The organism is Paenibacillus jilunlii, assembly GCF_900102965.1.
Classification (GTDB): domain Bacteria; phylum Bacillota; class Bacilli; order Paenibacillales; family Paenibacillaceae; genus Paenibacillus_AQ; species Paenibacillus_AQ jilunlii.
In genome coordinates this window covers 993,670-1,006,888 of sequence record NZ_FNGM01000001.1, presented here as the reverse complement: position 1 = coordinate 1,006,888, position 13,219 = coordinate 993,670, and the positions used below count along the sequence as shown (strand labels likewise).

Annotated in this window: 12 protein-coding genes; 3 read left to right on the top strand and 9 right to left on the bottom strand. The window is 45.9% G+C overall.

Going from position 1 to position 13,219, the window contains the following annotated elements; translation table 11 throughout:
* Positions 1–34: 34 nt before the first annotated feature.
* From BLQ82_RS04735 to BLQ82_RS04705, 7 genes are all read right to left on the bottom strand, one after another.
* A complete protein-coding gene (locus BLQ82_RS04735) occupies positions 35–1,174 on the bottom strand; it encodes an amidase domain-containing protein (RefSeq protein WP_062528142.1) in 1,140 nt (379 codons plus the stop codon).
* Between the two features lie 349 nt (positions 1,175–1,523).
* Positions 1,524–1,835: a helix-turn-helix domain-containing protein gene (locus tag BLQ82_RS33145; RefSeq protein WP_062528141.1), complete on the bottom strand. Its 312-nt coding sequence runs from the start codon at positions 1,833–1,835 to the stop codon at positions 1,524–1,526.
* A 26-nt stretch (positions 1,836–1,861) separates the two neighbouring features.
* Positions 1,862–2,431, bottom strand: coding sequence for an RNA polymerase sigma factor (locus BLQ82_RS04725; RefSeq protein ID WP_062528140.1), 570 nt, complete (start codon positions 2,429–2,431; stop codon positions 1,862–1,864).
* Between the two features lie 323 nt (positions 2,432–2,754).
* On the bottom strand, positions 2,755–3,189 hold the full coding sequence (locus BLQ82_RS04720) for an SRPBCC family protein (protein WP_062528139.1): 435 nt from the start codon (positions 3,187–3,189) through the stop codon (positions 2,755–2,757).
* Between the two features lie 121 nt (positions 3,190–3,310).
* Complete coding sequence (locus BLQ82_RS04715) at positions 3,311–3,919, bottom strand: GNAT family N-acetyltransferase (protein WP_244280691.1); 609 nt, start codon at positions 3,917–3,919, stop codon at positions 3,311–3,313.
* 139 nt (positions 3,920–4,058) lie between these two features.
* The gene (gene thrS / locus BLQ82_RS04710) at positions 4,059–5,987 is read right to left on the bottom strand and encodes a threonine--tRNA ligase (protein WP_062528137.1); all 1,929 of its coding nucleotides are present in this window, start codon (positions 5,985–5,987) and stop codon (positions 4,059–4,061) included.
* Between the two features lie 456 nt (positions 5,988–6,443).
* Complete coding sequence (locus tag BLQ82_RS04705; protein WP_062528136.1) at positions 6,444–7,130, bottom strand: HAD family hydrolase; 687 nt, start codon at positions 7,128–7,130, stop codon at positions 6,444–6,446.
* A gap of 133 nt (positions 7,131–7,263) precedes the next feature.
* Here BLQ82_RS04705 and BLQ82_RS04700 point away from each other — a divergent pair, with 133 nt between their 5' ends.
* The 3 genes from BLQ82_RS04700 (at position 7,264) to BLQ82_RS04690 (ending at position 11,103) form a co-directional block, all read left to right on the top strand.
* Positions 7,264–7,749 carry a DUF6803 family protein gene (locus BLQ82_RS04700; RefSeq protein ID WP_062528135.1) on the top strand — a complete coding sequence of 162 codons (486 nt, stop codon included), beginning with the start codon at positions 7,264–7,266 and terminating at the stop codon, positions 7,747–7,749.
* 123 nt (positions 7,750–7,872) lie between these two features.
* On the top strand, positions 7,873–9,762 hold the full coding sequence (locus BLQ82_RS04695; RefSeq protein WP_062528134.1) for a PAS domain S-box protein: 1,890 nt from the start codon (positions 7,873–7,875) through the stop codon (positions 9,760–9,762).
* Between the two features lie 147 nt (positions 9,763–9,909).
* Positions 9,910–11,103, top strand: coding sequence for a macrolide family glycosyltransferase (locus BLQ82_RS04690; RefSeq protein WP_062528133.1), 1,194 nt, complete (start codon positions 9,910–9,912; stop codon positions 11,101–11,103).
* 19 nt (positions 11,104–11,122) lie between these two features.
* On the opposite strand, the gene BLQ82_RS04685 is transcribed toward BLQ82_RS04690, so the two are convergent.
* Both BLQ82_RS04685 and BLQ82_RS04680 read right to left on the bottom strand, forming a co-directional pair.
* Positions 11,123–12,523 carry a sensor histidine kinase gene (locus BLQ82_RS04685; protein ID WP_244280690.1) on the bottom strand — a complete coding sequence of 467 codons (1,401 nt, stop codon included), beginning with the start codon at positions 12,521–12,523 and terminating at the stop codon, positions 11,123–11,125.
* Positions 12,514–13,218 carry a response regulator transcription factor gene (locus BLQ82_RS04680; protein ID WP_062528131.1) on the bottom strand — a complete coding sequence of 235 codons (705 nt, stop codon included), beginning with the start codon at positions 13,216–13,218 and terminating at the stop codon, positions 12,514–12,516. The genes BLQ82_RS04685 and BLQ82_RS04680 overlap by 10 nt, the downstream gene beginning before the upstream one ends.
* Position 13,219: the final 1 nt, after the last annotated feature.

Sequence of the window (13,219 nt, the reverse complement as noted above, 5' to 3'; positions counted from 1 at the left end):
CCTAATCCCGCTTAACCGTTTTTTCTGTTACACCTTATAGATAGGAAGAGTTGACGTAATAGAACTCATACGAGCTGCTGCTAAAGTTTGCAAAGGAAGCTTTTAAGCGATCATTTGTATGAGCACTGAATAACATTGTTACGCCATCATTTGCAACAATGAACATCACATGAGAATAATTAACCGCGCTGATAAAACCGCCTGCAGAGGTTCCGCCTTTAGTTGTCTTGTAGAAATAGCCCTTTGTATCAACCATATACTGTTTCAGACCATTAGAGATGTTACGTCCTGTGTTAACCCAAGCCGTGCTTTCCGGTTTCCACGTACTGTCCGTTGGAATACCTCCCGCATAAATAGCCTGGGAAACATAATTGGCGCAATCCACTCCACCACTTTCCGTGTGCCATGCATAATTAGGATTCCACTTGCTAGTATCGTATCCGAGAGACGAGGTCACTTCGGAAGTATATTTATTTGCATAGTCCCTAGCCGCAAGACGATCATATTTAACAATAGCAAGGGGTTGAATCGCGCTAGCCTGTTGCTTAACTGAATAGTTACGATTGACTGTAATATCATTTGCCAGATCCGCTTCTGCGTTTTTTGCAATAGCAGTTTCAGATTCAGGGATAAAATAAGTTGCCGGAATCCATTCAACAAGACCGTTTAAGAACTCAAATTTGGCGTTATTAAGATCAAGCTTGTTGTCAATAATATCCGCAGTCACGCGAAACGAATCATTTTGATCGGTTGATGTTCCAATGTACTGTTCAAGGTCCTGGATTTTATCATTAATCACTTGTTCGGCATCATTTACGTAAGCTGCTCTTGATAGCTTGAGCGAATTCAGTTTGCTGTGGAGGCCCTTCACATAAGGAAGTTCATTTACAGATCTTGCTTTTAACGTTTTGTTCAAAGATACATTGACTTTGGTGGTTAATTTGTTTTGGTCTATCGTAAAATCAGATGTTGAAAGTTGGATTGAGTTAATGACATAGTAAGGAGCATAAGCATCCTTCACGAAATTTTCAACATAGCTTTTGACGGCGGCCTGATACTCCTGCTGTTCAGGAGAACCCTGCGAAACGGTGGCTGTCTCCGGTTGAGCAAAAGCAATGCTGGAAGTAAGAGATAAAATAACTACAATTGCCGAAAGTACTTTTCTAAAACGCATTGAGCTTTCCTCCCTTAAAATGAATGATCTGATCTTTCGTTGGATAAATGGCCAGATTGTTTTGCAGCAAATAGTAGACAGCTATTCTATTTTGGGTATCTTCCTCCCTCCCATATCTAAATTATTGTTACAGATATCGTTTTATCTGTTTACAATTGGTTTAAATTGTGGATTAAATAGCTAGGCAACAAGAAATGTACAAAAATTCACAATATACTCCGACTTTTTAAGAGAATGAGGTCCATATCATCTTCCAAAGAAATAATACTATAATATTCCTGTCGAATTACTTTCAATATTGCAATTGATTCGACAACGAAACAAGAATTCTGTTTTTTTTGGTTTTTCTCTATGTGGAAATGAGAATATATCCTACCCCTCTAACGGAAATTAAATTGTTCGACGTAGTTGTATCTTCTATCTTTTTTCGAATCCGTGACATATGTACATGAAGCTCATTTGGTGTAATCGGTTCGGTTACAAAAATAATTAACTCGTCATATGTCACGATGTGCCCTAATTTTGACACAAGGCAAGTAAGCAATGATGTCTCAATTCTCGATAATGCACATGGTAAGTCATGATTTACAAAGATCGCTCTATCAAAATCAACATAACAGTGGTCTCGAAGGAATGTCACATTTTTAATATCCCCCTCCATCTTCAACAACCTCCTAGTTTTCAAAATTATCTCCCCTTTGAAAGAAGTTTATTTTTCAACAAATCTCTAGCTCTGTGAAGTTTCTGTCGCACTTTTTCATCGGTTATATTAAGCTCATGAGCAATTTCATGATAGGACAAACCAAATTTCCAACGCAATTCAATAAGAAAACGATATTCTGGCTTCATTTCGTTCAAATATTGTAAAATTTGCTCTTCGAGTAATTTTGCTTCGATTTGGCTTTCCATTGACTCTGGGTATCCACAAGAAGTCGTTTTAATTGAAACTCTCTCAATGTCAATATTGTGACGACTTTTCTTTATTTTTCGTAAATAATTTAAAACCAAGTTACGAACAGTTACTTTGATCCATCCTATTATTTGTCGTTCGTTCTCTACGGCTGGAGACTTATAAATCGTTTTCAAAAAAGCTTCTTGAATAATATCTTCGGTAGCATGATGATCATGCGTCATATATAAAATTGATCCGTAATTCAAATCATAAAAAACATGGAAAATTTCATCTTGTATGACTGGACTTAAAGAAAAAAAGTGGGAAGATTGAATAAGAAGCAGCTTCCCCTCTGTTTGATGCATACTTTAGACCCCCATTTTGTCATACAAACAAATTGAAAACTTTGAACCCATTCTCAGGCTATTTTAAGTATTTTATTCCATTAATGAAATATAATTACTCTTTCATCTTAGAGTTTAATCGATGTCTAATCTATCAGCAAGTAGATAATAGATTTTCAACTTGCTCTTCTTGGAATTCTGTTCGAAGTTTGGATCAGAGGAAGCCATGAACAGGGCAGTAAAAATAAAAAAGACCTGTAAAATTACTTAAAAGTAATTTTACAGGTCTTTTTGTTGAATCCCCGATGAAGGACCTCGAAACAACCACCAAAATCAAAAAACCTTTATTTTTCTGCAGCTGATTCCACATATTTTTTGAAATTGTCCTGAATCGCCTGCCACCCGGCTTGCTGCATTTCGACGGAGTTGGTTGCTTCCGCTTCGAACACTGTGATGATTTTCGTATCGTTGCCTTGGCGGACAAAATCGATCTTCACTTTTCTGCCGTCGCCAATCGTATAGGAGATACGCTCGTTCATACTCACTTCGTCGTAGACTCCGCCAAAATCAAATCCAAAGCTTCCATCCTTGGCTTCCATTCTTGAGAGGAAATTACCGCCAGCCCTAAGATCATTCTCGGCATATGGCGTATGCCAGTCATCGGAGGCCGTATTCCATTTCGTAATATGCTCCGGCCCGGTCCAATATTCCCACACGCTTTCCACGGGAGAATGAACGAGCGCTTCCACTGTTATCGTTACCGGCTTACCTGTCTCCAAAACACAACCTCCTTAGATGTCTGAGATACACAACCTGCTTACAATTCTAGTATAACCTTAAAGTTCTCTTTCAATTTCTTTTGGATTGCTGTAATTCCTTCTATTCTAAATAAGTTGAGCTTTAGATTTTCCTGTCCGCATACTTTACGTTAAGCAAATAGTGCAGATTCGCTTGCACCGCAGGCCATTCATCGTCAATAATGCTGTACAGCACATTATCGAGAATACGGCCTTCCGCAGTGATCCGGTGTTTGCGCAGCACACCTTCCTTCACGGCACCTATGCGTTCCACCGCCTTACGGGACCGCTCGTTATTCCCCACAACGGTAAAATTCACCCGGATCAGACCCAGGGATTCAAAACAATACTGCAGCAGCAGTGACTTGGATTCCGTATTGACCGCTGTTCTCCAGAACTGCGGGGAGATCCAGGTGCAGCCAATTTCCGCGTTGCGGTGAGTGAGGTCAAGATGCATAATCCGCGAGGTGCCGGCGATCCTGCCGGTAGATTTCTCTATCATGACAAAAGGGAGCTCGGTCCCCTTCGCCTGATTGGCAAGCGCCGTATCCAATAATCCTTGTACTTGCGCGGCAGAAGTAATTTTGCGCCAGGTATACTCCCAAATTTGCGGATTACCCAGCAAAGCCATCAGTTCAGTTTGATGCGCTGCTTCCATAGGAACCATTCTAATAAAAGTGCCGTTAAGTTCTTTGACGTTGTTCGAAATCACGAAGCTGCCTCCTATAGATGAATTCATCCAGCTTTTAAATTATAAAATACTTATAATCTCCCTGTCTGCCTGATTCATATAAAAGAACAGCCCCATTTATGTAAAATGGGGCTGCACCTGACTGGATACTGTCTACATATTAATGAAGAAACACGTCATTTCTTGCCGCGTTCTCACTGACAATCCGCCGGACAAACTCTGCTATGCTCATGGCTCCGGCATCGCCAGACCCGCGTTTTCTTACAGATACAGCGGCTGAGCTTTGCTCCTGCTCACCGAGTACAAGCATATAAGGCACTTTCTCCAGCTGGGCTTCGCGGATTTTGTAGCCCAATTTCTCATTCCTTATATCAAGTTCGACACGGATTCCGGCATCCTGCAGCTCCTTTTTCACCTGGAAGGCGTAATCCGCGTAGTGGCTGGAAACCGGCAGCAGCTTGACTTGCACCGGAGACAGCCACAGAGGGAAAGCGCCGCTGAAATGCTCCGTAAGAATCCCCATAAAGCGGTCAATCGAGCCATATACCGCTCGGTGGATGACGACAGGACGGTGTTTCTCGCTGTCTTCGCCGACATAACTCAGATCGAATTTCTCAGGCATTTGAAAATCCAGTTGAATCGTTCCGCATTGCCAGCTTCGCTTCAGCGCATCCTGGATGTGGAAGTCAATCTTCGGCCCGTAAAAAGCTCCATCCCCCTCATTCACCCGATAGTCTATCCCGCGTCTATCCAATACGCTTTGGAGCGATGCTTCCGCCTGATCCCATAAAGCTTCCGAGCCCATGTAATCATCCGGCCGTGTAGACAGTTCCACCTTATACTCAAAGCCGAATACTTTGTAAATGTGACCGATCAGCTCCATGACACCTGCGATCTCCTCTTCGATCTGTTCAGGAAGCACGAACAAATGGGCATCATCCTGGCAGAAAGTCCGTACCCGCATCATTCCGTTCAAGGCCCCTGAAAACTCATGCCGGTGAACCTGGCCAAACTCTGCGACACGCATCGGAAGTTCCCTGTAGGAGCGAAGGCTGTTCTTGAAGATCAGCATATGTCCCGGACAATTCATCGGTTTCAATGCATATTTGGTTTCATCTACCTGTGTAAAATACATGTTGTCCTTATAGTGGTCCCAGTGTCCTGACTGCTCCCACATCCGGTTATTCATCATCAGCGGGGTGCGGACCTCATCATAATCCCGCGCCCGCTGCAACTCGCGCAGAAAGTTCTCCAGCTCTGTACGGAGGATCATTCCCTTGGACAGATAAAAGGGCATACCCGGCGCTTCCTCGGAGAACATGAACAGTTCCAGCTCCTTGCCCAGCTTCCGGTGATCACGCTTCTTCGCTTCCTCCAGCATGTGCAGATGCTCCTCCAGCTGCGCTTTCTTATGAAAAGCTGTCCCGTAAATCCGCTGCAGCATGGGATTATTGGAATCCCCGCGCCAATAAGCGCCGGCGATGCTCAGCAGCTTAAAGGCTTTGATCTGGCCTGTGGAAGCCACATGCGGACCCCGGCATAAATCAGTGAATTCACCCTGTTCATACAGGCTGATTTCTTCGTCCTCCGGCAGACCGTGAATCAGTTCCACTTTGAGCGGCTGACCCAATGCTTCGAAAAGCGCAATTGCTTCAGCGCGGCTGACTACCCGCCGGACAATCGGCAGATTCTCCCCGATAATCTTCTGCATTTCCTGCTCAATGGCCGCGAAGTCATCTGTGGACATCGGCCCTTCCCTATCGATGTCGTAGTAGAATCCATCTTCGATTACCGGACCGATGCCCAGCTTAACTTTTTGCGTACCGTATATGCGTTGAATGGCCTGAGCCATTAGATGTGCTGTACTATGCCGCTGGATGAACAATCCATCCCGGCTGTCGGCCATTACGATTTCAATGTGACAATCGTGGTCAACCGGTTGATGAAAGTCAACGAGTCTGCCGTCGATTTTACCGGCTACTGCGTTTTTCTTCAGGCTTGTGCTGATGGATTCCGCTACTTGTGCAACTGTGGTGCTGCGTGCGTACCTCCTAATTGATCCATCCGGCAGTGCTACATTGATTTCCATGATTGTGGCCTCCATTTCTTCGTCTATTGTGAACTGAACGCAAAAAAACGCATCTCTCCCTAGAAGGGACGAGTGCGTTCTGGCTCGTGGTTCCACCCTAATTTGACCTGCAATAATCGACCCCCCGGCTGTTCGGGCGGAAGATAATACACTAGATCCTCATTGGTATCCGGTATCGGGGATAAGACGGCAGCATTTACAGCTTCCCCAACAGCAGGGAAGGTTCAGTGCCACGGCTGCAAAGGGGTAACATCCTGCCGGTCTCTGTAAGAAGCTCTCACCGTTCACTTCTTTCTCTGGCCAGTCCGCATAGGATATCATGTCTTTGGTCATCGCCTTTGAATATGGTGTTGCTGGTTACATAATACTGAACACTTCGCGGGAATGTCAACCGTTTTGAAAAAACAGGCTTTTTCATGCGATGAGCAGCTGCAGCGCCGATACACTTCATCTTAGCTACACGTCAATATTCCTTTCATCGATATGCAAGATAATATCACCTATATCTTTCACATTTCGCGCAATATAATCCGCACCCGCACTGCGCAGCTCTTCCTCGGAACCATAGCCGATTAGGACGCCGATTGAGGCGACGCCGCAGGCCCGGGCCCCGATGATGTCATGCTCGCGGTCCCCGATCATCACCGCTGTTCCTGCTGCAATCTGATGCTTCTCCAATACATATTGGATAACCTCTTTTTTCTTGGAGCGCGTCCCGTCCAGGTTGCTGCCTGCCACATGCCTGAAATAGGGCTCCAGCCCATAATGGCGGATAATTTCTTCGGCGAACACCGTTGGTTTTGAGGTGGCGACGTATAACTCAAAGCCTCTGCCCTGCAGCTCCTTCAGCAGCTCTGGGATTCCGGGAATCACAAGATTCTCGAACATGCCCAGCGTGCGGTACCGTTCGCGGTAGAATTCAACTGCTTGGGCCGCACGCTCTGCGGTAAAGCCTTGGATCTCCACAAAAGAATCGTATAATGGCGGTCCGATGTAAGGCAGGAGCAGGTCCGGATGCTCTACGGCAATATCGAATTTGCCCAGCGCGTACTCTACGCTTTTAGTAATACCTTCTTTGGGGTCGGTTAACGTTCCATCCAAATCAAATAAAATACTTTGTAATCTTCCCATGTCTTCCGCCATGCTCCCTCCACGTTCAATTGCTGCCTGCGTCATTTCACAGCTTATACAAGCATACCTTCGTTTCCCCATACTTTCCACACACTTATGTACTAACATCACAGTGAAAGCTAATTAATCTATTGGAGGAACTAACATGAACATGACGCATTACATGTCTCTGCTTGCAGACAACCAGCCTTGGAACCTGATTCTTTTTATGGCGATTCCGGTCATTTTTGCCGAGACGATCACTGTGACCGAATTTATTATTTTGTTCACCAAAAATCTCAAAGGGCCGCTTAGAGCCTTTAACCGGATATGCAGCATTCTTGCCGGCCTCTATTTTACAGGAGTATTTCTGTATCTATTCCCTACCGCCTTTGTTCCGCTTACCGCGAACGGCGAATGGCATACCTGGGTTGATGTGGTAGCCGTAGGCTTTTATCTCAGCGGCGTGCTCTTCCTGCTGCCCCTGGCCCTGCTGGATCTCGGACTGATTGCCCGCAGCCGCAGTGAAGAAAGCAAGCTTAAGCTGCATTTCCTACTCATCAGCGGCTTTCTCGTGGTAGCGCATGTCGCGATGATCTTCGGGATGATTAATCCGGAAATCATGGGCGGGATGGCCGGGATGAATCATTAGGTATCCGCTGGAAATCTTCACAGATCTGATTCAATGGACGAATGACGGGGTATACTATTCCGTTATTACATCACTTTATTGTTTTATTGATCATAAACATTATCTGATCTGTGGAGGCGAACCATGCAACGTGTAAACTTGGACCAAATCACCTTTAATCAACAAGTGTATGATCATGCTTCCTTTGGAATTGCCCTTGTTTCGCCTGATGGTTTGATTTTGACCGTAAATCCTGCCATGGAGCAGATGCTTGGATATAGCAGAACAGAGTTTGACGGCATGAGAGTAGGCGACTTCTCTCACCCGGATGAAGCGGTCAGAGACATTGATAGTCTAGTGGCATGCATGAGACCTGAGAATAATGAAATACAGCTTGAAAGACGGTATCTCAAAAAAAATGGTGAAAACATGTGGGGACTGCTCTCCTTTAAGCGATTTCATAATGAAGCGGGGCAATTGGTGTATTACATTGGCCAATTAATTGATATAACAAGACAAAAAGAATCTGAGCGGCGGCTCCAAGAGTCTGTTGAGCGCTATAACTCACTCAAAAAATATAACCATGATGCCGTGATTTCTTTTGGCCTGGACGGCCGCATTATCAATGCCAATAATATGGCAGAAAAGCTGACAGGCTACCACATCGAAACGGAATTGATCGGCGCGGAGCTTGCGAATCTGATTGGACAAGCGAATGTCGACAGAATTCTTGAGAAGGCCATTTACGATGATTCCGTCGAATATGATATTGACATCCTCGTTACCAAAGAGGGCAACACAGTGGAAGTGCTTACCAGCATAGCCCCGATTTATGTAAGCGGTCAAAATATCGGGTTTTATCTGATCTGCAAAGATATCTCTGAGCAGAAACAGCTGCTGCTTGCCAAGGAGACTGCGGAAGCCACCAACAAAGCCAAAAGTGAGTTTTTGGCCATGATGAGCCATGAAATCCGCACACCCATGAACGGGGTAGTCGGCATGACGGATGTTCTGCTTGACATGACAGATCTAACTGAAGAGCAGAGAAGTTATGTTGAGGTGATCCAAAAAAGCGGGGACATCCTGCTCAACATTATCAATGACATCCTGGATCTCTCCAAAATCGAAGCAGGCCGTTCTGAGCTTCAAGAGGATAATTTTGATTTGCGCAAATGCATTAAGGACAGTTTTTCAGTGATTTCAAAGAAGGCTGATGAAAAGAAAATAGAACTGTCTTACACCGTCAATCACGATGTTCCTGACTATATCTATGGTGATGCCGAGCGGTTGAAGCAGGTGCTGCTGAACCTGCTAGGCAATGCTGTCAAATTCACATCCAAGGGCAGCATAGCAGTAAAAGCGCGGCTGCTAAAGGAAGAACCCGGAAGGTTGGCTTTTACCGTTACAGATACTGGGATCGGAATAGATCCTGAGCGGCTTCATGACATCTTTGAGCCATTCGCCCAGATTGACAGCTTTATGTCCCGGAGACACGAAGGCACAGGCCTTGGTCTTGCGATCAGCCGCAGAATTGTTGATATGATGGGCGGTGAGATTTACGCCGAGAGTGACGGCAAACATGGCTCGTCTTTTACCTTCACTATCCAGTTTAAGGAGGCCTCACAGCATCCCCGGGAACATGTTTATGAGGAGATGCTTCATAATACCGGAAAGGTTAACATTCTGCTCGCCGAAGACAATGCCATCAACCAGCTGGTAATGACTAAAATGCTGGAAAAATTGGGACATCGGGTCACCACCGTCCCCAACGGCAAAAAGGCGATTGAAGCCGCCATCAACCAACCGTTCGATCTCATTTTTATGGATTTGCATATGCCGTTCTTGAACGGTCTGAAGGCAACGCAGATCATAAAGGAAGAGCTCAAAGATAAGTGTCCCCGTATTATCGCGGTCACGGCCAATGCCTTAAAGGGAGACCGGGACAGGTGCCTGAAGGCAGGGATGGACGATTACATCAGCAAACCGGTAAAACGGGAAACCCTCATCAAGATCCTGCACCAGCTAAAAAAATAGATTATATTTTCCATTATTTATGCTATTATATACAGTGGATTTTATGTTCGGATTACGAACGTATATCCACTGTTTATTTTCGTAAAGAACATAGCACCCTGCTCTTACACAAATTTAGAGAAGAGTATACCCAAAGGAGTGGTAGAAATGGCGCGTGTGTTATTTATTAATGGAGGATCAGAAGGACACATCAATCCAACTATTGGTGTGGTGCAGGAGCTTATTTCGCGTGGCGAAGAGGTAGTATACTTTTGTACTGAAGCTTACCGGGAGCGCATAGAGAAGACAGGAGCTTCAGTACTGACAATTGACGATCAAAAAATTATTAAGGCCTTCATCTCAGGCGGAAGAAATTATCTGCTCGAAAGAATTAACGGTCTTTTACTTACAGCGGATATAGTCATACCAAGTGTTCTGGAACAGATTGCTGGCGAGCATTTTGATTACATCATCCATGATTCCATGTTTGGCTGTGGACGTATGCTTGCGCAGATTCTGGAGCTTCCCGCATTTAACTCCTGTACATCCTTTGCGCAGACCCAAGCATCCTTTGATAAAATGCTGGAACAGCCCTCTATGAAAATCCCTGCAGAAATAGCTAAGCCTATATACGATAGATATCACAGCCTGACGGTAAAGCTGAAGGAAAAATATAATGTGGAAATTCAATCTCCTTACGAAGTCATTTGTAATCCTGCACCCCTTACAATCGTTTATACAACCAGGGAATTTCAGCTCAATGGAGAGGGATTCGATCAAACTTATAAATTTGTAGGTCCCTCTCTCTCTTCAAGACCAACTCAAGCAAACTTCGACTTAAACGCAATCAAGGGAAAAAAAACCATTTACATTTCACTGGGGACTGTCTTTAACCAAGCAATAGATTTCTATAAGCTTTGTTTTGAGGCATTCGGGAACACTGATTATACTATTGTCATGTCAGTCGGGAATAAAACCCCAATTTCTGATTTAGGGGAAATTCCTGATAACTTCATTGTACAAAATTATGTTCCGCAAACTGAATTACTGAAGCACATCTCATTATTTATTACACATGGCGGAATGAACAGTACCCATGAAGCTCTCTATAACGGGGTTCCGCTAGTCGTAATCCCCCAGAGCGCAGACCAGCCGATAGTTGCCGGGCGAATTGCCAGTCTCGGAGCAGGTATTGCATTGCAAATGCAAAGCTTGACTGCAAATCAACTGATTGAAGCGGCAGATCAAGTGCTGAACCACCCGTCATACAAAAAAGCAGTAGACCATCTGCAGGAAACCTTTCAACGTTCAGGCGGGTATCGCCTGGCTGTTGATGAGATTTTCGGCTTCTTAGGTCGATAGGCGGTAAAATCATGACTCTTCATGGAAGGGGCTGCTTGTTGAACTTGACCTCGCAGCGGGTTCCCGTCCCAGCCTTGCTGGTGATGCGGATTGAACCGTCCAGAAGCTCGACCAGCTTGTTAACGATAGAAAGACCGAGGCCGGTGCCTCCATATTGACGCGAGCGCGACTTCTCCACCCTGTAGAAACGGTCAAATATATAAGGAAGCTCTGCTTCCGGGATACCCATCCCGGTGTCTTCTACTATAAAAACTGCGGCATCTGATAAGTAGTTCAATTGGACGTTAATCTCTCCTTCATCAGTATACCGCACAGCATTTTCCAGCAGATTCATCACGATTTGCTCCATGCGTTTGCTGTCCCCAAGTAATAGAGAAGCCTGTCCGTTATGCGCCACCGCAAGCTTGAGGCCTTTTTCCTTGGCGGTTAATTCAAGCTTGCGGGCGGCTTGATCCACAATTTGCTTCAGGTCCACTTCTTCCAGATTCAGCGGGATTTTACCCTCCTCCATCTTGGCGAGCTCGAACAAATCGTCCACCAGGTGCTGAATGCGGTGCGCTTCCTGGCCGATGATGTCCAGATAGAGCTGCTTTTCTTCTTCTGTCTCGTACAGCTCGTCTTTCATTACCTTAGCGTATCCTTGCAAATAGGTGATTGGCGTCCGCAGCTCATGCGAGATATTCGCCAGGAATTCCTGCCTGGTATCTCTGTAGCGCTGCAGATCAACCGCCAGATCGTTAATGGCTGCAGCCAGAAACCCGATTTCATCATTGCTGAGGATCGTCAGCCTTGTCTCCAGCTCACCTGCCGCAATGTTGCGGGTTGCCTTCTGCATCTGCACCAGCGGGCGCGACAGCACTCTGGCTATAATCCAGGTAATGCCCAGGGCCAACACAAAAGCCCCTATTCCTGAAAGCAGCAGAATATCCCGCACCGAAGCCAGCGACTGCTCCATGCTTTGTGTGGATGACATGACATAGAGCGCGGAATTCACCCTGCTGCCATCCTGTATAGGCTGTCCGGTTACGAAATACCGGTGTCCTGCGGGGTCTTTGTACAACAAACTCACGCGGGTTCCCGAGAATATCCGGGCCAGATCAGACCCGTGTATAAACGAACGATCCGCTGAATCGTGCACGCCTGAATGAAGTGTCACACTTCTGTCGCGGGAGATATTAAAAATACTCACATTGGAAAATTCAGCAAAGGTCCGCATCATTTGTTCGCTGGTGGTATCCTGGGATTCGGCCATGACTGCAAAATGCGAAGCCAGCTCCTCTGTTTCCGTCTGCATTTCTTTGTAATAAAAGCTGCTGAACATCCGGTCGATGGCCACGCCCAGGAACAGCAAAACAATCAGGAACACCGACATGATCACAAGACCGAGCTTAAAGCCGATGATGTTATTTTTCATTCGCATGTGCCTGGAACCTGAAATTTATAACCCAGCCCCCATACTGTTTGTACCGGATTATACGGCAGTCCGGCTTTTTGCAGCTTCTCTCGGATGTTCTTGATATGCGTGTCGATCACGCGCGTCTCCCCGCCATAATCATTGCCCCATAGACGTTCAACCAGCTCATCCCTGGTGAACACCCGTTGGCTGCTCCGCGCCAGCATGGTCAGGAGATCAAATTCCTTCAAGGTAAAATCAACACGCTGCCCTTCAATATGCACCTCGCGGGCATCCGGCAGGATTCGCAATCCCGGATAATTCAGCTGCTTCTCCTGCGGTTCCACTGTCCGGGTCAGTGATGAGCGCCGCAGCAAAGAATGAATCCGGGCCAGTAATTCTTCCGGCTCAAAGGGTTTGGTCAGGTAGTCATCTGCGCCAATCCCCAGCCCAAGCACCTTGTCCTTCGTTTCAGAACGTGCGGTAAGCATCAGAATGGGAATCTGCGTATGCTCCCTAACGGCGCGGCAGACCTGCCAGCCGTCCGTATCCGGCATCATGACATCCAGCAGGAGCAGGTCGAATGCCTGCTTCCCGATCATACGAAGAGCTTCTTGTCCGGTAGCTGCCTCTTGGGTGGAAAATCCTTCCTTCTGCAAATAAATGCGCAGTAAATTCCGCATGTTCCATTCGTCGTCGATAATCAAAATTTGTGTTTTCATC